Source organism: Streptomyces griseoruber (genome assembly GCF_001514205.1).
Classification (GTDB): Bacteria; Actinomycetota; Actinomycetes; order Streptomycetales; family Streptomycetaceae; genus Streptomyces; species Streptomyces griseoruber.
In genome coordinates this window covers 679,567-699,117 of sequence record NZ_KQ948764.1, presented here as the reverse complement: position 1 = coordinate 699,117, position 19,551 = coordinate 679,567, and the positions used below count along the sequence as shown (strand labels likewise).

The 19,551-nt window shown below is 72.5% G+C and carries 21 protein-coding genes and 1 riboswitch; of the genes, 9 read left to right on the top strand and 12 right to left on the bottom strand.

The features are described from left to right. The first annotated feature begins 144 nt into the window (after positions 1-144). Positions 145-1,380 (top strand): cytochrome P450, encoded by a 1,236-nt coding sequence (locus tag AQJ64_RS07535; RefSeq protein WP_055633158.1) that lies wholly within the window; start codon positions 145-147, stop codon positions 1,378-1,380. Here AQJ64_RS07535 and AQJ64_RS47800 read toward each other — a convergent pair. The 8 genes from AQJ64_RS47800 to AQJ64_RS07500 form a co-directional block, all read right to left on the bottom strand. Beyond that, on the bottom strand, positions 1,343-1,507 hold the full coding sequence (locus AQJ64_RS47800; RefSeq protein WP_240512562.1) for a hypothetical protein: 165 nt from the start codon (positions 1,505-1,507) through the stop codon (positions 1,343-1,345). The two genes, AQJ64_RS07535 and AQJ64_RS47800, sit on opposite strands and share 38 nt — an antisense overlap. Beyond that, the gene (locus AQJ64_RS07530; protein ID WP_055633157.1) at positions 1,504-2,193 is read right to left on the bottom strand and encodes a YoaK family protein; all 690 of its coding nucleotides are present in this window, start codon (positions 2,191-2,193) and stop codon (positions 1,504-1,506) included. Before AQJ64_RS07530 ends, AQJ64_RS47800 begins: the two co-directional genes overlap by 4 nt. A 126-nt stretch (positions 2,194-2,319) precedes the next feature. Continuing rightward, positions 2,320-2,736: an aggregation-promoting factor C-terminal-like domain-containing protein gene (locus tag AQJ64_RS07525; RefSeq protein WP_055633156.1), complete on the bottom strand. Its 417-nt coding sequence runs from the start codon at positions 2,734-2,736 to the stop codon at positions 2,320-2,322. A 307-nt stretch (positions 2,737-3,043) separates the two neighbouring features. Further along, the gene (locus tag AQJ64_RS07520) at positions 3,044-3,844 is read right to left on the bottom strand and encodes an ECF transporter S component (RefSeq protein WP_055633155.1); all 801 of its coding nucleotides are present in this window, start codon (positions 3,842-3,844) and stop codon (positions 3,044-3,046) included. Next, positions 3,841-5,592: an ABC transporter ATP-binding protein gene (locus AQJ64_RS07515; RefSeq protein ID WP_059202499.1), complete on the bottom strand. Its 1,752-nt coding sequence runs from the start codon at positions 5,590-5,592 to the stop codon at positions 3,841-3,843. Before AQJ64_RS07515 ends, AQJ64_RS07520 begins: the two co-directional genes overlap by 4 nt. Then, entirely contained in the window at positions 5,589-6,680 is a 1,092-nt protein-coding gene (locus AQJ64_RS07510) for a CbiQ family ECF transporter T component (RefSeq protein WP_059202529.1), read from the bottom strand. Before AQJ64_RS07510 ends, AQJ64_RS07515 begins: the two co-directional genes overlap by 4 nt. Positions 6,681-6,861: 181 nt before the next feature. Continuing rightward, positions 6,862-7,485 (bottom strand): SCO2322 family protein, encoded by a 624-nt coding sequence (locus AQJ64_RS07505; RefSeq protein ID WP_055635461.1) that lies wholly within the window; start codon positions 7,483-7,485, stop codon positions 6,862-6,864. Next, positions 7,482-8,765, bottom strand: a complete 1,284-nt coding sequence (locus tag AQJ64_RS07500; RefSeq protein ID WP_055635460.1) for an SCO2321 family membrane protein — start codon at positions 8,763-8,765, stop codon at positions 7,482-7,484. Before AQJ64_RS07500 ends, AQJ64_RS07505 begins: the two co-directional genes overlap by 4 nt. Positions 8,766-8,846: 81 nt before the next feature. Beyond that, positions 8,847-9,020, bottom strand: a riboswitch (cobalamin riboswitch). Positions 9,021-9,084: 64 nt separating this feature from the next. Between AQJ64_RS07500 and AQJ64_RS07495 the strand changes: the two genes are divergently transcribed. Further along, complete coding sequence (locus tag AQJ64_RS07495) at positions 9,085-9,780, top strand: phosphotransferase (RefSeq protein WP_055635459.1); 696 nt, start codon at positions 9,085-9,087, stop codon at positions 9,778-9,780. Between the two features lie 172 nt (positions 9,781-9,952). On the opposite strand, the gene AQJ64_RS07490 is transcribed toward AQJ64_RS07495, so the two are convergent. Both AQJ64_RS07490 and AQJ64_RS07485 read right to left on the bottom strand, forming a co-directional pair. After that, a complete protein-coding gene (locus AQJ64_RS07490) occupies positions 9,953-10,399 on the bottom strand; it encodes a nuclear transport factor 2 family protein (RefSeq protein WP_055635458.1) in 447 nt (148 codons plus the stop codon). 113 nt (positions 10,400-10,512) lie between these two features. Continuing rightward, on the bottom strand, positions 10,513-11,538 hold the full coding sequence (locus AQJ64_RS07485) for a Strvi_7410 family MBL fold metallo-hydrolase (protein WP_055635457.1): 1,026 nt from the start codon (positions 11,536-11,538) through the stop codon (positions 10,513-10,515). 105 nt (positions 11,539-11,643) lie between these two features. Here AQJ64_RS07485 and AQJ64_RS07480 point away from each other — a divergent pair, with 105 nt between their 5' ends. The 3 genes from AQJ64_RS07480 to AQJ64_RS48950 all read left to right on the top strand — a co-directional run bounded on the left by AQJ64_RS07480 (position 11,644) and on the right by AQJ64_RS48950 (position 14,346). Next, the gene (locus AQJ64_RS07480; protein ID WP_055635456.1) at positions 11,644-13,101 is read left to right on the top strand and encodes an aldehyde dehydrogenase; all 1,458 of its coding nucleotides are present in this window, start codon (positions 11,644-11,646) and stop codon (positions 13,099-13,101) included. A 7-nt stretch (positions 13,102-13,108) separates the two neighbouring features. Beyond that, positions 13,109-13,342, top strand: coding sequence for a ferredoxin (locus AQJ64_RS07475; RefSeq protein ID WP_055635455.1), 234 nt, complete (start codon positions 13,109-13,111; stop codon positions 13,340-13,342). Positions 13,343-13,941: 599 nt separating this feature from the next. After that, the gene (locus AQJ64_RS48950) at positions 13,942-14,346 is read left to right on the top strand and encodes a hypothetical protein (protein WP_055635454.1); all 405 of its coding nucleotides are present in this window, start codon (positions 13,942-13,944) and stop codon (positions 14,344-14,346) included. On the opposite strand, the gene AQJ64_RS07465 is transcribed toward AQJ64_RS48950, so the two are convergent. Further along, a complete protein-coding gene (locus AQJ64_RS07465; protein ID WP_055635453.1) occupies positions 14,347-14,964 on the bottom strand; it encodes a TetR family transcriptional regulator in 618 nt (205 codons plus the stop codon). A gap of 223 nt (positions 14,965-15,187) precedes the next feature. Here AQJ64_RS07465 and AQJ64_RS07460 point away from each other — a divergent pair, with 223 nt between their 5' ends. From AQJ64_RS07460 to AQJ64_RS07450, 3 genes are read left to right on the top strand one after another with little or no spacing between them, the layout of a single operon-like run. Further along, complete coding sequence (locus tag AQJ64_RS07460; RefSeq protein WP_055635452.1) at positions 15,188-16,570, top strand: glycosyltransferase family 4 protein; 1,383 nt, start codon at positions 15,188-15,190, stop codon at positions 16,568-16,570. Continuing rightward, a complete protein-coding gene (locus AQJ64_RS07455; protein WP_055635451.1) occupies positions 16,564-17,298 on the top strand; it encodes a class I SAM-dependent methyltransferase in 735 nt (244 codons plus the stop codon). Before AQJ64_RS07460 ends, AQJ64_RS07455 begins: the two co-directional genes overlap by 7 nt. Continuing rightward, on the top strand, positions 17,295-18,365 hold the full coding sequence (locus AQJ64_RS07450) for a prenyltransferase/squalene oxidase repeat-containing protein (RefSeq protein WP_055635450.1): 1,071 nt from the start codon (positions 17,295-17,297) through the stop codon (positions 18,363-18,365). Before AQJ64_RS07455 ends, AQJ64_RS07450 begins: the two co-directional genes overlap by 4 nt. Positions 18,366-18,475: 110 nt before the next feature. On the opposite strand, the gene AQJ64_RS07445 is transcribed toward AQJ64_RS07450, so the two are convergent. Next, positions 18,476-18,766, bottom strand: a complete 291-nt coding sequence (locus AQJ64_RS07445; protein ID WP_055635449.1) for a hypothetical protein — start codon at positions 18,764-18,766, stop codon at positions 18,476-18,478. Positions 18,767-19,132: 366 nt separating this feature from the next. Here AQJ64_RS07445 and AQJ64_RS07440 point away from each other — a divergent pair, with 366 nt between their 5' ends. Continuing rightward, positions 19,133-19,543, top strand: coding sequence for a hypothetical protein (locus tag AQJ64_RS07440; RefSeq protein ID WP_055635448.1), 411 nt, complete (start codon positions 19,133-19,135; stop codon positions 19,541-19,543). Positions 19,544-19,551: the final 8 nt, after the last annotated feature.

Genomic DNA, 19,551 nt, shown 5'->3' with positions numbered 1-19,551 from the left:
ACGTGTTCTAGTTCTTCCGAGCAGTCTGCGGACGTGATGTGCGTCACCGCAAGGGTCTTGCAGCCTTCAGTGGTCTGAACTACCTTCTCGGCAATCTATTTCTGATGAACCGTCAGAAAAGCTGCCCTCTGGCTGGAGCTGCCGATGCCCTGTCCAGCGCTTCCCGACGGGTTCGACTTCACCGACCCCGACCTGCTGCAACACCGTGTGCCCCTGCCGGAGTTCGCCGAGCTGCGGCGCGCCGAACCGGTCCGCTGGATCCCGCAGTCGGGCAACGCCGCCGGCTTCCAGGACGAGGGGTACTGGGCCGTCACCCGGCACGCGGATGTGAAGTACGTGTCCACGCACCCCGAGATCTTCTCCTCCTACCTCAACACCGCGATCATCCGCTTCAACGAGCACATCCGGCGGGAGTCGATCGACGCCCAGCGGTTCATCATGCTCAACATGGACCCGCCCGAGCACACCCGGGTACGGCAGATCGTGCAGCGCGGGTTCACCCCCCGGGCCATCAGGGGGCTGGAGGACCGGCTGCGGCAGCGGGCCCGGGACATCGCCGAGGGCGCCCGTGCGCACGAGGGCCCCTTCGACTTCGTCACCTCCGTCGCCTGTGAGCTGCCCCTTCAGGCCATCGCCGAGCTGATCGGCATCCCCCAGGACGACCGGGCCAAGATCTTCGAGTGGTCCAACAAGATGATCGCGTACGACGATCCCGAGTACGCCATCACCGCCGAGGTCGGTCAGCAGTCCGCCGCCGAGCTGATCTCGTACGCGATGAACATGGCCGCGGAACGGAAGCGGTGCCCGGCACATGACATCGTCAGCACCCTCGTGGCCGCCTCGGACGAGGGGAACCTCAACTCCGACGAGTTCGGGTTCTTCGTGCTCATGCTCGCCGTCGCGGGCAATGAGACGACCCGCAACGCGATCACCCACGGGATGCACGCCTTCCTCACCCACCCCGAGCAGTGGGAGCTGTACAAGGAGCGCAGGCCCGGGACCGCCGCCGAGGAGATCGTGCGCTGGGCCACCCCCGTCGTCTCCTTCCAGCGCACCGCCACCCAGGACACCGAACTCGGCGGCAAGCAGATCAGGAAGGGCGACCGGGTCGGGATCTTCTACGCCTCCGCCAATCACGACCCCGAGGTGTTCGACCGGCCCGACGAGTTCGACGTGTTCCGGGACCCGAATCCGCATCTCGGCTTCGGCGGCGGCGGGCCGCACTTCTGTCTCGGCAAGTCGCTCGCCGTCCTGGAGATCAACCTGATCTTCAACGCGGTCGCCGACACCCTGCCGGGGCTGCGGCTCGTCGAGGATCCGCGCCGGCTGCGGTCGGCCTGGATCAACGGGGTGAAGGAGCTGCGGGTCGGCGTGGGCTGAGCCGGTCCAGGAAGTCCGCGATCAGCGGGGCGAACTGCGGCAGACGGGTCTCGAGCGCGAAGTGCCCGGTGTCGAACAGGTGCAGTTCGGCGCCGGGCAGGTCGCGCAGATACGCGGACTCCCTCACTCTTTTCCGGACGCCAGCAGCGCCAGGGCCCCGGAGGTCGCGGCCGCGACGAGCAGGGGGAGCGCGATGCCGTGGTGCAGGACCAGGGCCGCGCCCAGGACCGCTCCGGCGAACATCGCGATCACGGCCGCCGTACGACGCAGCGAGTGGCTGCCCGGGCCGCCGCCCGCGTGGGAGTCGGAGGCCAGGCCGGTCAGGGTCATGGTCAGGACGGTGGTCGTGGTGAGGGCGGGCACGGCGAGTTTCTGGACGATCGCGTTGCGCAGGCCCATCGCGTACGCGGTGAGCGCGATCACCGCGTAGATCCGGACCCGGCCGTGCTCGGCGGTGACGAAGGCCACGGCCGAGGCGGCGGCCAGCAGGACGGCCTCGGCGGCGAACGTGACCCGGGCCCGGGTGCGGCGGGAGCCGTCGCCGACCCGCCGGACGACCCGGCCGCCCGTCGCCGCGCCCGCGAGGAAGAAGGCCAGGGAGGTCACGGTGTGGCGGGCGGAGAAGCCGGGGGCGCCCGCGGCGGCGAAACCGAGGACCACGACGTTGCCCGTCATGTTCGCGGTGAAGACATGGCCGAGACCGAGATAGCTGATCGCGTCGATCAGACCGCTGACGCCGGTCAGGGCGAGCAGGACAGGAGTGAGGCGGGCGCCGCGTGCCTCGGGGTCCTTCGCGGCGGGCTCGGTGGTCACCGGCCCAGTGGACCACGCGGGTGGGGGGAAACGGCGAAGGCGGCGGCCCCCGGGATCGGGGACCGCCGCCTCAAGGGCTCATGCCGTGGGTGTGGCTCAGTGCCGGTCGGCTCAGTGCCGGTCGGCTCAGTACCAGTTGTTCGCCTGCCAGAAGTTCCAGGCGGCGGCCGGGCTGCCGTAGCGGGAGTTCATGTAGTCCAGGCCCCACTTGATCTGGGTGGCGGCGTTGGTCTTCCAGTCGGAGCCGGCCGAGGCCATCTTGGAGCCGGGCAGGGCCTGGACGAGGCCGTAGGCGCCGGAGGAGGCGTTGGTGGCGCTGACGTTCCAGTTGCTCTCGTGCTTCACGATGTTGGCGAAGGCGTTGTACTGGGCCGCGTCCGGGATCATCTTGTGCGCGATCGCCTGGGCCTGGGCGGCCGAGGAGGTGGTCGCCGCGTGAGCCGGGGCCGCGGTCATGGCGATGCCCGCGGAGGCGGCGACCAGGGCGACGGCGGTGAGGGCCTTCTTCGGGGCGGCGATGCGGCGGATGACGGAGACGGACACGGAGAACCTTTTTCTTCGGGGGCATGGCGGTCGCCTGCATACGGAGTCACGCGGTGGGTGTCCGCATGCATCGGCGCCGAGGCCCGTGGGCTTGTCGGCGCCGTGCGACGTCATCCAGAGAAGCAGGATCGAGAAGCGTCCGCAAAGACCCCTTTTGCTAGTTGTGGCCGTACTTGGGGTGAAGGCCGCTTGTGTGACCCGGCTCTCAAAGTGCAGGTCAGAGGGCCTGATGGCGTGGACATGGCGTCCGATATGCACCACTAGCGTGGCTAGTAGGTGATGTGAGTCATGTGGGGTGGTTCACCGGTCAACGGTCCTGGAAAGTGACCCCGGTCTCGAACGCGGCCCGTCGGGTGGCTCTGCGTAGCGCCCTGAGCACGGCCGGACCGACCGTCAGCGTCAGCACCACGGTCACGACCGCCCGTCCCAGGTCCCAGCCCAGCGAGGTCGCCACGCAGTACGCGACGAAACGGGCCAGGTTGGCGGAGACCGCCGCGTCCGGGTCGAAGGCGATGCCCGAGGCCAGCGTGCCCATGAAGGGCCAGCCCGCCAGATTCATCGCCGTCCCGTAGGCGAAGGCGGCGAGGAAGCCGTACAGGGAGAGCAGCGCCAGTTCCGTACGGCCCCTCAGGCCCGCCCGGCCCGGGAGCAGGCCCGCGCCCATCGTGAACCAGCCCATCGCCAGCATCTGGAACGGCAGCCAGGGGCCCACCCCGCCCGTGAGCAGGGCGGACGCGAACATCGTGACCGAGCCGAGGACGAACCCGAAGCCCGGGCCGAGGACCCGCCCGCTCAGCACCATCAGGAAGAACATCGGCTCGATACCGGCCGTGCCGGCCCCGATCGGGCGCAGCGCGGCCCCCGTGGCGGCGAGCACGCCCAGCATGGCCACCGCCTTCGCGCCGAGCCCGGACTCCGAGATCGTCGCCGCGACCACCGCCACCAGCAGCACCAGCAGCACCGCGAAGAGCCAGGGGGCGTCCTGCGCGTGGGCGTTCAGGGCGGAGGCCGGCGGGGCGAGGAACGGCCAGCCGAAGGCGATCACCCCCACCGCGCCGACCAGCAGCAAGGACAGGAGGGAGCGTGGGCCGAGGGGGACGGCTCTCATGCCAGCGCCTCCCTCACCTGCGCGACCGTGAGCCATGGCCTCGGGGCCAGGATCTTCGACACCTGCGGGGCGAAGGACGGCGAGGAGACGACCACCTCCGCCGTCGGACCGTCGGCGATCACCTCGCCCTCGGCGAGCAGCACCACCCGGTGGGCCAGCTCGGCGGCCAGCTCCACATCGTGCGTGGCGAGGACGATCGCGTGCCCGTCCGCCGCGAGCCCCCGCACCACGCCGACCAGCCGGGCCTTCGCCGCGTAGTCCAGGCCCCGGGTCGGCTCGTCCAGCAGGAGCAGCGGCGGGCGGGCGGTCAGGACGACGGCGAGCGCCAGCGTCAGCCGCTGCCCCTCGGACAGATCCCGCGGGTGCGTGCCGTCGGTGATGCCGGGGAGCAGCTCGCCGACCAGGTCACGACAGGTGCCGGAGGCGGCCCCGGCGTCCCGGTCGGCCGCCGCGCACTCGTCGGCGACCGTGTCGGCGTACAGCAGGTCACGGGGTTCCTGCGGCACCAGACCGACCCGGCGCACGAGATCACGGGGCGGAGTGCGGTGCGGGGTCGCGCCGCCGACGCGGACCGTCCCGGCGGACGGCTCGACGAGACCGGTGAAGGCGGAGAGCAGGGTGGACTTCCCGGCGCCGTTGCGGCCCATCAGCGCGACGGTCTCGCCGGGGGCGACGGTGAGGTCGACGCGGCGCAGCGCCTGGATCCGGTCGCGGCGGACGGAGAGGGCGCGGGCTTCGGCGGGGGGTGCGGGGGTGGTGACGGGGGCCGGGGCGGTTCTGCGGAAGAGACGGCGGGTGGGGAGACGGGCAGGAGGCGTCCGCACGGAGTGGGCCTGTGGGGAGTGGGCTTGTACGGGGTGGGCTTGAACGGGGTGGGCTTGTACGGGGTGGGCTTGTACGGGGTGGGGCGCCTCGGGTGTCCGGGGCTCGGCCCCGTCGAGGCGTGCGCGCAGGCCGGCCGCCCGGCGGCGGGCGTCGCGCACCGTCAGGGGCAGCGGGGACCAGCCCGCCAGCCGCCCCAGGTCCACCACCGGCGGGTACACCGGCGACACGGCCATGACCTCGGCCGGGGTGCCCAGGCGCGGGGCCGCTCCCGGGGCCGGGAGGAGGGCGACCCGGTCGGCGTACTGGAGGACGCGTTCCAGCCGGTGTTCCGCGAGCAGCACCGTCGTACCGAGGTCGTGGACGAGGCGCAGGAGGACGGCGAGGACCTCCTCGGCGGCGGCCGGGTCGAGCGCGGAGGTCGGTTCGTCGAGGACGAGCACCCGAGGGTGCGGGGTGAGGACCGAGCCGATCGCGACGCGCTGCTGCTGGCCCCCGGAGAGCGCGGTGAGCGGCCGGTCGCGCAGGGCGGCGAGGCCGAGGAGGTCGAGGGTCTCCTCGACCCGGCGCCGCATCACGGCCGGCGGCAGGCCGAGCGACTCCATGCCGTACGCCAGTTCGTCCTCCACCGTGTCCGTCACGAAGTGGGACAGCGGGTCCTGGCCCACCGTGCCCACGACATCGGCGAGTTCGCGCGGCTTGTGGGTACGGGTGTCCCGGCCGTCGACCGTGACCCGGCCGCGCAGGGTGCCGCCGGTGAAGTGCGGCACCAGGCCCGAGACCGCGCCGAGGAGCGTGGACTTGCCGGCGCCGGACGGGCCCGCGAGGAGGACGAGTTCCCCCTCGGGGATGGTGAGGTCGACATCGCGGAGGCTGGGATGGGGCAGGCCGTCGTAGGTCACGGACACCTGCTCGAAGCGGATCACGACGGCTGCTCCTTGGACAGGAAGGCGGGCAGGAGACCGAGGAGGACCGCCGCGGCCGGCCAGAGGGGGAGGGTGGGTGCGGTGAGCGGGACGACACCGGGGTGCAGGGCCGCCGGGTCCGCGGTGGCGGCGAGGGTGAGGAGGGCGGCCGTCGCCATGCCGGAGGCCGCGACGAGCAGGGCGCGCGGGGTCCAGCGGTCGGGACGGTAGCGGGTGCGGGGGGAGCGGCGGCCGCCGAGGCGCAGTCCGGCGAGCGCGGCGGCGAGACCGGCGAGGAGGAGGGGCAGGCCGTACGCCGCTCCGGCCGCGGTGAGGAGTCCGTACGTTCCCGCGCACACGCCGAGCAGGCCGCCGAGGGTGAGGACGGCCGTCGTACGGCGGACGGGGGCGGGGACCTCGGCGGTACGGCCGTAGCCGCGGGCGTCCATCGCGGCGGCGAGGGCGACGGAGCGTTCGAGGGCGCCTTCGAGGACCGGCAGGCCCACCTGGAGCAGGCCCCGTACGCCCCGGTCCGGGCGGCCTCGCAGACGGCGGGCGGCGCGCAGGCGGTGGACGTCGGCGATGAGGTTCGGGGCGAAGGTGAGCGCCACGACCACGGCGACCCCGGTCTCGTACAGGGCGCCGGGGAGCGATGTGAGCAGCCGGGACGGGCTGGCGAGGGCGTTCGCCGCGCCGACGCAGACGAGGAGGGTGGCGAGGCGGAGGGCGTCGTAGAAGGAGAAGAGGAGAGCCTCGGCGGTGACCCGGCCGCCCAGGCGGATGCCCTGCGCCCAGGTGGGGAGGGGGACCTCGGGGAGGGTGAGGAGGGTGTGGCTGCCGGGGACGGGGGAGCCGAGGGCGACGGTGAAGAGGAGCCGGATGGCTATGACGGCGAGGGCGAGTTCGAGGAAGGCGGGGTAGGAGCGGGCCCAGGGGGCGGGGGTGCGGGGGCGGCAGGTGACCACGACGTAGGCGGAGGTGGCGAGGAGGAGGGAGAGGAGGAGGGGATTGGTGGTGCGGGTGGCTGCCGTGCCGAGGGAGAGGGACCAGAGCCACCAGGCACCGGGGTGCAGTCGTGTGCGGGGTGTTTCGCCTGTCCGCGCCGGCAGGGTGCCGCTGCGCGCGCTAGTGCCGCGGCAGGCAACGTTCGCCCCGTCGCGACGCCCGGCACGCACTCTCGCCGCACCGGCCGAAAGCCCAAGTACGTCCAGTACGAGGACTTCCGGCCGGCACGCCGAGAGCACGCACCGGACGCCGCTCCTTGACGGGCAGACGTTGCCTGCCGCGGCACTAGGCATGCCTGCGCCGCCGGGCCTGCCAGATCGCCGCCGCTGCCAGTGCCGCCACCGCTGCCGCGCCCGCGTGGACGCCCACCGATGGGCCGGTGTCCTGGGCGGCGGTCTTCTTCTCCGTCGCCGACACCTGTTCCCCGCAGCCCGTCCTCGGGTAGCCCGCGATGGCGCAGAGAAGGGCGTTGGTGTCGTAGCGGAGGGGTTCGGCGACCGTGGCGAGGGCCTCGGCGGTGGTCGCGCCCGGGGGGACCCGGGCGCAGGCCCAGCGGAGGGTGGGCGGGGTGTCGCCCGAGGGGGCGTCGGACCTGGTGCCGAAGTCGATGACCAGGGCGATGCGTTTCGTGCCGGACGTGGCGGGCGTACGGGCGCAGATCGCGCCGAAGGAGGCCGCGCCGCGGGGGCGGGGCGCGTCGGCGGAGTCCGCGCTGACCGCGAAACGGAAGCCCTGGACGGTGCCGTCGACCGGGCGGGCCGTCCCTGGGCCCTCGGTCGCGTACGTCCAGTGGTCGCCGGTGCGGTCCCAGAAGGACCAGTAGCGGTAGCCGGTGGCGTGGGCCGGGGCCGCGGCCAGGAGGAGGAGCGCCAGGGCGGACAGGAGCAGGGCGCGGGCGGGGCGGATCACGGCCGCTGCCGCTTCCGGCCGCGGCCGATCAGGACGAAGCCGGCGATCGCGCCGACGAGGAGACCGGCGCCGACGGCCCAGACGGTACTCAGACCGCCCCCGTCGTCCTTCTTGTCCTTTTCATCTTCTCTGTCCTCGTCGGTGCTCTGGCCGGCCGTCCCGGTCTCGTCCGTGCTCTCGGGTGCCGGGCCCGTCGCGTTGAGCAGGGCGACCAGGTCCCGGCCGCCGAAGTCGTGGACGTCGCCGTCCCGTGCGGCGTTCGCCGCGAAGACCAGCTGGGCGTACGCGGCCGGGCCGGCCTGGGCGGCCCAGTCGGCGGAGTGCGCCTCCAGCCAGCGCAGGGGCACGGCGGCCTGGTCGTCGAGGTGGGCGGAGGACAGGGCGACGACCGCGTCGGCGGTGTTGCCGTAGTCGGGCTGGTCCTCGGCGCCGGGCAGCGCGGACGTGAGGTGGCCGTCCTCGGCGAGGGCCCGGGCCAGCCAGGCGGCGCCGTTGTCCCCGGCCTGCTCGGGCTCGTCGGCGGGAACCTTGTCGCAGGCCGGCGCGGAGCCGGCGTCGCCCTGGCGGGTCACGGCCAGGGTCTCGCCGTTCATCCCGAGCACGGCCGCCGCCGTCGCGTCCGCGTTGGCCACGAGAGCACCCTTGGTGTCGGGCTGAAAGGCGAAGGCCCCCGCGTCCTCGCCCGTGCAGGGCAGGGCGAGCTTGGCCAGGGCGTCGAACGGGGACCTGCCGTTCCTGCGGACGTCCGGCACCGTCTCGCCGGCCTGTGCGAGCGCGCCGATGACGACCGAGGTGGAGTTGGCGTCGGTGGCCCCGCCGGGGGAGTAGCCCCAGCCGCCGTCCGCGTTCTGGATGGACTTCAGCCAGGCCACGCTCTTCTTGACCCGGGCCTCGTGGCCGCCGATCTCGGCCAGCGCCTGGACGGCCGCACCCGTGCTGTTGGTGTCCACCATCGTCCTGGCGTCGCAGACCTTCGCCGGGTCCGCGCGGAACGCGGCGAAGGAGCCGTCCGTGCACTGCTGCCCCGCCAGCCAGGCCACCGACTCGCGCGCGGGCCACACGCCCACCGTGCGCTGGGCGAGCAGCGCCAGCGACTGGCGCCACACACCGTCGTACGTCGGGTCGCCGGTGCCGTACAGCCCGTCGGGCAGGGCGGCGGACGCGGACGGCGAGGGGGTGGCGGCGGTGGCGGGGACGGAGCCGCCGATCACGGCGAGAAGGGTCGCGGTGGCGGTCGCGCCGGTACCGAGGGCGGCCGCGGCGCTGCGGCGGAACTTCATGATCGGCGGGTGCCTCTCCCGGTCGGGAGGTCCGGGAGCCGGGCAGCACGGGACACCCCGGCGGCTCGACTCCGTAGACCTCGACGGTGCCGTACGACGGCGGGACGCCGCGCACGAGAGCCGGTCAACTTCCGTACGGGGCAGTCCGGCTCGCCACCTGGCGGTGGCTCACGGTTGCGGGTCAGCGCCGGGTTTGCACCGGCTTCCCCCCGTACGGGTGTGATGACGACCCGCACACTGTACCGGCTGGTAGCCGGCACCCTGAGGGGTGGCTGTGAGGCATGCGCCGCAGCTCGCCGCAGACCGCTAGGTTCTGGCCATGACCACTGCGGGGAGGGCGCCGGTCCCGGGCAGACTGCTCGGCTCCGGCCGGACGGCGGACGTGTACGAGATCGACGGGGCGTGGGTGCTGCGCCGCGACCGGGAGGGCTGGTTCGACGCGGCCGCCGAGGCGGCGGTCATGGAGCACGTACGGCGGCACGGCTATCCCGCGCCCGCCGTACGCACCACCGCCTCGCGCACCGACCTGGTGATGGAGCGGCTGGAGGGGCCGACGATGCTCCAGGCGTTCGCGGCGGGCACGCTGGACTCCGCGACGGCGGGCGCCCTCCTCGCCCGGCTGCTGCGCGAGCTGCACGCCGTGCCCGGCCGCTCCCCGTCCAGGCCGGAGCTGCGCGTCCTGCACCTCGACCTCCACCCCGAGAACGTGATCCTCACCGCCGACGGTCCCCGGGTCATCGACTGGGGCACCGCGCAGGACGGCGACCCCGGCCTGGACTGGGGCATGTCCGCGGTGATCCTCGCCCAGGCCGCCGTCTCCGCCGAGCCGTACGCCGCGGCGGCCCGCGCGACCCTGACGGCGCTGCTGGCCGACCCTTCCGGGCTCGACGAGGAGGGCCTGAGGGAGGCGCTGCGGCGCCGGGCGGCGAATCCGACGATGAGCGAGGAGGAGGTCCAACTGCTGGGGGAGGCGGGGGAGCTGATCCGGTCGCTGTCGGCCCCGGGCAGGTCCTAGTGCCGCGGCAGGCAACGTCTGCCCGTCAAGGAGCGGCGTCCGGTGCGTGCTCTCGGCGTGCCGGCCGGAAGTCCTCGTACTGGACGTACTTGGGCTTTCGGCCGGTGCGGCGAGAGTGCGTGCCGGGCGTCGCGACGGGGCGAACGTTGCCTGCCGCGGCACTAGCTCTGTCCTAGAGGCGGGGCGTGGGGCGGTCGCGGGGCAGGCGCAGGGTGCGGGCCGCGAGGAGCCAGGAGCCGTCCGGGGTGCGGTGCAGGGTGTCCTCGTAGTGGCCGATCCCCACGGGCGGCGGGGCCGGGGCCGGGGGCGTCGGCGGGACGGTGTGTGTGCGGTACGTCGTGAAGTACGAGGTGGCCCTCGCCGTGTCCGGGGAGGTCACGTCGACGCGGACGTCCGCCATCAGCCGGCGGGCGTGCTGGTCGGCGGGGCGGGTGCCGAAGTGGGCGCGGAGGGCGGCGCGCCCTTTCACCAGTCGATCGCCCTCCGGCCAGGTCCAGACGCCGTCCTCGGTGAACAGCTCGGCCACGGAGCCGGGTTCGCCGAGGTCGAGGCGGCGGACGAGGTCGAGGAGCAGGCGCCGGCAGGCGCGTTCGGCGAGAAGCTGTGCGATCGGGTCCATGGGTGACGTCACCTGGGGGTCCGGGGCAGAGGTGGGAGCACCGTAGGCCCACGGCGTGAACGGAGCGGTTCCCTTCCGTGAACGGCGCCGCTCCTGCGAAACCCCGGCTTCCCCTAGGCGGCCACGTACGTCACCGGATCGCTCCCCGCCACCGCCTCCGCCCGCCCCAGCTTCACCAGGCGCCGCAGATGGGACTCCGCCTCCGAGACGGCGATGGTGCGGGAGCCGTAGGGGATCCGCTCCCAGGGGCGGTTCCACTCCATGCGTTCGGCGAGCTGCCAGGGGGTGAGGGGGGTGGCGAGGAGGGTGAGGAGACCGGTGAGGCGCATCTCGTGGTGGGTGAGCAGCTCCCGTACCCGGGACGGGGCGTCGGTGAAGGGGTGCTGGTGGGCCGGGAGGACCTCGGCGGGGGCGAGGCGGCCGACGCGTTCGAGGGAGTCGAGGTAGTCGCCGAGGGGGTCGGTGACGGTGGTGTCGTCGGGGTCCTCGTAGAGCCCGATGTGGGGGCTGATCTCGGGGAGCAGATGGTCCCCGGAGAACAGCCGGCCATGACCGGGGAGGCCGGCCGGGTGCTCCTCCTCCAGGTGGAGGCAGACATGGCCGGGGGTGTGACCCGGCGTCCAGATCGCCCGCAGCCGGCGGCCGGGCAGTTCGAGGAGCTCGCCGGGGACGATCTCCCGGTCGGGCAGCGCGGGCGAGAGCCCGGGGAGGGTACGGCGCCGGGCCGACCGGAGCGGGGCGAGGTGCTCCTCGGGGGCCCCCGCCGCGGCGAGCTTGGCCGCCATGTACGTGTACCAGCGCTCGGCGCGGGTCTCGCGCGCCCGGCGCACGATCGAGGCGTCCGCCGCGTGCATCGCCACCCACGCCCCGGAGACCTCCCGCACCTTGCCCGAAAGCCCGTGGTGGTCCGGATGGTGATGCGTGATGACGACCCCGTGCACCTCCGACACGGCCGTATCGCAGGCCGTGAGCCCGTCGACGAGGGCGTCCATCGACGCCGGGTCGTCCCACCCCGTGTCGACCAGCACCGGCCCCCGGTCGGTGTCCACGACATACACCAGCGTGAACCCCAGGGGATTGTCGGGGATCGGCACCCGCAGGGACCGCACACCCCCGCCGTGATCGAACGTCGCCGTCATCTGCCCTCCGTCCCCCGGCCGATCCATGGCCATTGCCCACTATAACTAGAACTGGTATCAGTTTCTGAAACACCGTCAGAAATGATGCGGACGAAGGCAGTGGCCATGGCTGAGCTCGTGGAACACGGAAAGCTGTTCATCGGCGGAGAGTTGACGGACCCCCTGGGCGATGCCGTCATCGAGGTGATCTCGCCGCACACCGAGGAGGTCATCGGGCGGGTGCCGCACGCCTCCGCGGCCGATGTGGACCGGGCCGTCGCCGTCGCCCGGCGCGCGTTCGACGAGGGGCCCTGGGCCCGGCTCTCTCTCGACGAGCGGATCGCGGTCGTCACCCGGATCAAGGACGGGATCGCGATGCGCCACGAGGAGATCGCCCGCGTGATCTCCTCCGAGAACGGCTCCCCGTACTCCTGGAGCGTCCTCGCCCAGGCCCTCGGCGCGATGATGGTCTGGGACGCGGCGATCACCGTCGCCCGGAACTTCACCTACGAGGAGCGCCGCGACGGCGTGCTCGGGAAGATCCTCGTACGGCGCGAGCCGGTGGGCGTGGTCGCGGCCGTCGTCCCCTGGAACGTCCCCCAGTTCGTCGCCGCCGCCAAGCTCGCGCCCGCGCTGCTCACCGGCTGCTCGGTGATCCTCAAGCCGTCGCCGGAGTCGCCGCTGGACGCCTATCTGCTGGCGGACATCGCGCGTGAGGCCGGGCTGCCGGAGGGCGTGCTGTCGATCCTGCCCGCGGACCGCGAGATCAGCGAGTACCTGGTCGGGCACCCGGGTGTCGACAAGGTCTCCTTCACCGGCTCGGTCGCGGCCGGCAAGCGGGTCATGGAGGTGGCCGCGCGCAACCTCACCCGCGTCACGCTGGAACTCGGCGGCAAGTCGGCCGCGATCGTGCTGCCGGACGCCGACCTGGAGTCCGCGGTCGCCGGGATCGTCCCGGCCGCCTGGATGAACAACGGGCAGGCCTGTGTGGCCCAGACCCGCATCCTGGTGCCGCGCTCGCGCTACGACGAGTTCGCCGACGCCTTCGCCACCGCGGCGAGCGCCCTCGTCGTCGGCGACCCGCTGGAGCCGGCCACCCAGGTGGGCCCGCTGGTGGCCGAGCGCCAGCAGCGCCGCAACCTCGACTACATCCGCATCGGCCAGGAGGAGGGCGCCAAGGTCCTCACCGGCGGCGGCCGTCCGGCGGGCCTGGAGCGCGGCTGGTACGTCGAGCCGACCCTCTTCGGCGACGTCGACAACTCCATGCGGATCGCCCGCGAGGAGATCTTCGGCCCGGTGATCTGTCTGCTCCCCTACGGCGACGAGTCCGAGGCCCTGAAGATCGCCAACGACTCCGACTACGGGCTGAGCGGCAGCGTGTGGACGGCCGACGTGGCGCACGGCATCGGGATCGCCCGGCAGGTCCGTACGGGGACGTACTCCGTCAACACCTTCAGCCTCGACATGCTCGGCCCGTTCGGCGGCTACAAGAACAGCGGACTGGGGCGGGAGTTCGGGCCCGAGGGCTTCGGCGAGTACCTCGAGCACAAGATGATCCATCTGCCGGCGGGCTGGGAAGGCTGAGAGGGCCATGGGGGACCGTTGGCACGTGGAGGTCGACCGCTCGCTGTGCATCGGCTCGGCCCAGTGCATCCACCACGCCCCGGACGGCTTCCGTCTCGACACCGCCCGTCAGTCCCACCCGGTCGCCCCGGACGCGGACGCGAACGAGCGCGTGCTGACGGCGGCGGAGAGCTGCCCGGTGGAGGCGATCGCGATCACCCTGCTCGACAGCGGGGAGGCGGTGTTCCCTCCGGAGGACTGAGATCCCCCTCGGGGCGAGATCCCCCTCGGGGTGAGATCCCCCTCGGGGTGAGATCCCCCTCGGGGTGAGATCCCCCTCGGGGTGAGATCCCCCTCGGGGTGAGATCCCCCTCGGGGTGAGATCCCCCTCGGGGTGAGATCCCCCTCGGGGTGAGATCCCCCTCGGGGCCGAAAAATCTTGCCCTCAGGGGGTTTCATCCCCTTCCATCCGTCTTATCCTGTTATTGGCCTACGAGGCGAGTGAGGGAGTCCGACCGGAGTAGCCGACCGTAGCGCGACGCGAAGGCATCCGCTGTGGCCGACGTCGACGGTAGGGCTGAGAGGCCGGAAGGCAGCAGTCGGGCCGGAAGGCGACCCCCAACACCTGATCCGGACCATGCCGGCGAAGGGAACCCGTCTCGTAGGTTTTCGCGTGCCGCCGGGTGTCGTAGCGTGCCGGTGTGACGGATCCCCGGTACGACGCCTCGCAGATCCAGGTCCTGGCGTTCGACGCGGCCGTACGCCGGTGGCCGGGCATGTACTTCGGTGCCGGCCCGGACGATCCGAGGCTCCCGACGCGGGTGCTCGGCCGGGTGGTGGGCCCTGCATCCCGACTCGCCCGTGGTGGCGGAGATCCACGGCGACCTCGCCTTCTCCGTCCGTGACGACGCCTGCGAGGCCCTGGACGAGGACGGGATGCCGCGCCTCGGCTACCTCGATTCGCTGATCGGCCCCGACCGCTGGTGCGGCGCGGCCGCGGCCGCGCTGAGCACGCGCACGGTGGTCGAGGTCCGGCGGGACGGGCGGGGTGTCCGGCAGGAGCTGGCGGGGGCCCGACCGCTCGGGGCACCGGAGGCCTTCGTGCCGCCGGCCGGGCGGGGCACGCGGATGCGGTGCGCACTCGACGCGGCCGCCCTCGCGCCCGGTGCGGCGATCGTCGCCGACCCGGCCGCGCCGGACCTGTACGGACCGTGGTGCGAGGAGCTGGACGGCACGGGCCGGCTCCTCCTGCGCGACCTGAGGTGATCAGCCCGACGGCCGCCGCGGGTCCGTCACGTCGATCAGACGGCACACCGTCTCGATGTCGATCCGCACCTGGGCGATCGACGCGCGGCCCGAGAGCCAGGTGATCAGGGCCGAGTGCCAGGTGTGCTCGATGACGCGGACCGCCGACAGCTGCTCGGGCGTGGGGTCGGTCAGGCCCATCGCGTCGAGGATGATCGCCGTCGTCTGCCGGGACACCTGGTCGACCTCGGGGGACACACTGCGGTCGGCGAAGGTCAGGGCGCGCACCATCGCGTCGGCCAGATGCGGCTCGCGCTGGAGCGCGCGGAAGGCGCGCATCAGGGTCTCCGCGACCCGCTCCGCCGGGCGCTCCCCGGACGGGGGCTTCTTGCGGAGCGTGCCGTGCATGTGCTCCAGCTGGTCCTGCATGGTGGCGACCAGCAGATGCACCTTGGAGGGGAAGTACCGGTACAGCGTGCCGAGGGCGACCTGCGAGGACTCCGCGACCTCCCGCATCTGCACCGCGTCGAAACCGCCCCGGCTGGCCAGCTGCGCGCTCGCGTGCAGGATGCGCCGGCGGCGGGCCTCCTGCCGCTCGGTCAGCGGGGAGGGGCGCTGGGTGGTCTCGTCCGCAGGCATGGATGGCCCCGTTCCGTGACAGTCGGTGAGGGTCGGTGATCACACAGCATGGCAGGGTGGCCGGTCATACGCGGGCCGTGGTGTGAATCACCTGATCCACTTCTCTCGGCACCCTTACCTGCGGGTAGATTCAGAGCCTCCCGAACGATCAAGTCTGAAACTTGTTCTAGATTAGCGTCTCGTCGTAATCTCGCGTGACAGTGCAGGCAGAAGGGGGCCCGGAGTGACCGCTGAGGCCAGTCGGGCGGGGTCCCGGAGTGACCTCGCCGCTGACGGCGGGCGACCGCTCGACATCGCGCTCCTCACCTATAAGGGGAACCCGTTCTGCGGCGGCCAGGGTGTCTACGTACGGCACCTGTCGCGTGAACTGGTCCGGCTCGGCCACCGCGTCGAGGTCATCGGCTCACAGCCGTACCCCGTCCTCGACGAGGGCTACGACGGCCTGACCCTGACCGAGCTGCCCAGCCTCGACCTCTACCGCTCCCCGGACCCCTTCCGGACCCCCGGGCGCGACGAGTACCGCGACTGGATCGACGCCCTCGAGGTCGCCACCATGTGGACCGGAGGCTTCCCCGAGCCGCTCACCTTCTCCCTGCGCGCCCGCCGCCATCTGCGCGCCCGGCGCGGCGAGTTCGACGTCGTGCACGACAACCAGACCCTCGGCTACGGCCTGTTGGGCGATGTCGGCGCACCGCTCGTCACCACCATCCACCACCCCATCACCGTCGACCGGCAGTTGGAGCTCGACGCCGCCGACGGCTGGAAGCGCCGCTACTCCGTACGCCGCTGGTACGCCTTCACCCGGATGCAGAAGCGCGTCGCCCGCCGGCTGCCGTCCGTGCTCACCGTCTCCGGCACCTCCCGCCAGGAGATCGTCGACCACCTCGGCGTCCGCGACGACCGGATCCATGTCGTCCACATCGGCGCCGACACCGATCTGTTCTCCCCGGACCCTTCCGTGCCCGTCGTGCCCGGCCGGATCGTCACGACCTCCAGCGCGGACGTCCCCCTCAAGGGCCTGGTCCACCTCGTCGAAGCCCTGGCGAAGGTGCGCACCGAGCACCCCGACGCCCACCTCGTCGTCGTCGGCAAGCGCCCCACCGAGGGGCCCGTCGCCCAGACCGTCGAACGCTACGGCCTCGAAGGCGCCGTCGAGTTCGTCAAGGGCATCTCCGACGCCGAACTCGTCGACCTGGTGCGCTCGGCGCAGGTCGCCTGCGTGCCCTCCCTGTACGAGGGCTTCAGCCTGCCCGCCGCCGAGGCCATGGCCACCGGGACCCCGCTCCTCGCCACCACCGGCGGCGCCATCCCCGAGGTCGCCGGACGCGACGGCGAGACCTGCCTCGCCGTACCCCCGGGCGACGCGGGCGCACTCGCGGCGGGCCTCGGCCGGCTCCTCGGCGACGAGGGCCTGCGCGCCCGGCTCGGCGCGGCCGGACGGGAGCGCGTGCTGCGGAACTTCACCTGGGCACGGGCCGCCGAGGGAACCGTGGCCCGCTACCGCGAGGCGATAGCCGGGGGCGCCCGCCGCCCGGTGACCGCGGTGCCCGAAGATGTTGACGTCGTAAACCGAGCATCCGATCGCGAAAGCAGGGCCACGTGCTGACCGTCGACTTCTCCCGGTTCCCGCTCGCCCCGGGCGACCGAGTCCTGGACCTCGGCTGCGGGGCCGGCCGGCACGCCTTCGAGTGCTACCGGCGCGGCGCCCAGGTCGTGGCCCTCGACCAGAACGGCGAGGAGATCCGCGAGGTCGCCAAGTGGTTCGCCGCGATGAAGGAGGCCGGGGAGGCGCCGGAAGGTGCCACCGCGACGGCCATGGAGGGCGACGCCCTCGCGCTGCCCTTCCCCGACGAGTCCTTCGACGTCGTCATCATCTCCGAGGTCATGGAGCACATCCCCGACGACAAGGGTGTGCTCGCCGAGATGGTGCGGGTGCTCAAGCCCGGCGGCCGGATCGCCGTCACCGTGCCCCGCTACGGCCCCGAGAAGGTCTGCTGGACGCTCTCCGACGCCTACCACGAGGTCGAGGGCGGCCACATCCGCATCTACAAGGCGGACGAGCTGCTCGCCAAGATCCGCGAGGCGGGACTGAAGCCGTACGGCACCCACCACGCCCACGCGCTGCACTCGCCGTACTGGTGGCTGAAGTGCGCGTTCGGCGTCGACAACGACAAGGCGCTGCCGGTGCGGGCGTACCACAAGCTGCTGGTCTGGGACATCATGAAGAAGCCGCTGGCCACCCGGGTCGCCGAACAGGCGCTCAACCCGCTCATCGGCAAGAGCTTCGTCGCCTACGCCACCAAGCCGCACCTGCCTCAGGTGGCGGCCAAGTGACCACCCCCCGGACAGAACACCTCGTCCTGCCCGGGGTCCTCACCGCCGAGCAGGCCGCCGCGACCGTCGCCGGCATCCTCGCCGTACAGCGGGAGGACGGCGCGATCCCGTGGTTCCGGGGCCATCACCTCGACCCGTGGGACCACACCGAGGCCGCGATGGCCCTGGACGCGGCCGGTGAGCACGAGGCCGCCGAGCGCGCCTACCTGTGGCTCGCCCGGCACCAGAACGAGGACGGCTCCTGGTACGCCGCCTACGCCGACGGCGCCTTCGACGACGTCACCGACACCGGCCGCGAGTCCAACTTCGTCGCCTACATCGCCGTGGGCGTCTGGCACCACTACCTCGCCACCGGCGACGACACCTTCCTCGACCGCATGTGGCCGACCGTCTACGCGGCCGTCGAATGGGTGCTGCGGCTCCAGCAGCCGGGCGGCCAGATCGGCTGGCGGCAGGGCGACGACGGCACCCCCACCGCCGACGCGCTCCTCACCGGCTCCTCCTCCATCCACCAGGCGCTGCGCTGCGCGCTGGCCATCGCCGAGCAACGCGAGGAGGCACAGCCGGACTGGGAACTCGCCGCGGGCGCCCTGCGGCACGCCATACGGCGCCACCCGGAGCGGTTCCTCGACAAGGACCGCTACTCCATGGACTGGTACTACCCGGTGCTGGGCGGCGCGTTGACCGGGACGGAGGCCAAGTCCCGCATAGAGGCGGACTGGCAGCGGTTCGTCGTGCCCGGACTCGGTGTGCGGTGTGTCGTGCCCAACCCGTGGGTGACGGGCGGGGAGTCGGCCGAACTCGCCCTGGCGCTGTGGGCGATGGGCGAGTCCGACCGGGCGCTGGAGATCCTCCAGTCCATTCAGCATCTGCGGGACTCGGAGTCGGGGCTGTACTGGACCGGATTCGTCTTCGAGGACCAGGCGATATGGCCTCAGGAGCTGACGACCTGGACCGCCGGGTCGTTGCTGCTCGCGGTGGCTGCGCTGGGTGGGCACGAGGCCACGTGCGCGGTGTTCGGGGGAGAGCAACTGCCTTGGGGGCTCGAGGTGGATTGCTGCGGCTGACCCGTCGTGTGTGGCTGGTCGCGCAGGTTCCCGCGCCCCTGTCAGGGGCGTCCCTGACAGGGCGCTCGTGACAGGGCGCTCCTGACGGGGCGCTCCTGTCGGCGGCTCCCTCAGCGGCGGTGGACGCGATTGGCTATCGCGTGGCCGATGAACAGGTACACCACCGCCGCCAGGCCGTAGCCCGCCACCACCCTCGCCCATGCCTCGTCGAAGGTGAACAGGTCGTGGGACCAGCCCGCCAGCCAGCGGGCCAGCTCATGGACGAACTGGACGAACTCGTTGCCGCGGTTGGCGTCCAGCAGGTACATCAGGATCCACAGGCCCAGGATCAGGGCCATCACGTCGGCCACAACCGCGATGACGGTGCCGGCCTGGTTCGCGCCGTTGCGATATCGGGACATGCTCCTGCGGGTTACCGCTCCCACGCGTCCGAAACCTGACCCGCGAGGGAGCGTCATTTCGCCGCCGTTGGCGCGGAATTGACCCTTCCGGGGACTCTGTTCGAAGGGGTCGCCGATGATCCTGCCCCCTTGAGTGGCAGGAGGGCCGTTGTCCGACTCCGGAAGACACGCGATCGAGGAACCGAGACTCACCACCCGCCGGGTACGCCGCCGGCGGGTGCCCCGGTACGCCGCCGGCGGGTGCCCCGGTACGTCGTCGTCGCGCTGCCCCTCGCCCTCGCCGGACTGATCGCGCTCTTCGGCCCCCACCGGGACGCCACCAAGTAACCCGTCACCGCCTACATCCAGCAGAGCACCCCCATCACCGTGATCCGGCTCCTGATGGACACCATGCGCAAGGAGGACGCCGTCGTGCACGCCGACCTCACCACCGGCGTCACACCCGACCGCGCGCTCGCCGACCGCCTCGCCGAACAGAACGGCGAGGACAAGGTCCCGCTCACCGCCATCGGCGTCGCCACCGCGTTCGTCTCGGTCACCGGCCTGTTCGCCGCCCGCCGCGCCCCCAACGGCGACATCGTGCCGCGCGCCCAGTACGGCACCGGCCGGCCCGCCGCCCAGGTCCGGATCACCCGCGAGGCGGCCGGGGTGCGCGAGGGCTTCCAGAACGCCGAGTACTTCACCGGCGAATTCCAGGCCCGCTGCCTGGGAAAGGTACCCACCGGGAACCGCGAACACGGCGAACTGACCCTGAACCCGATCGCGATCTTCCTCTGACCCCTGGG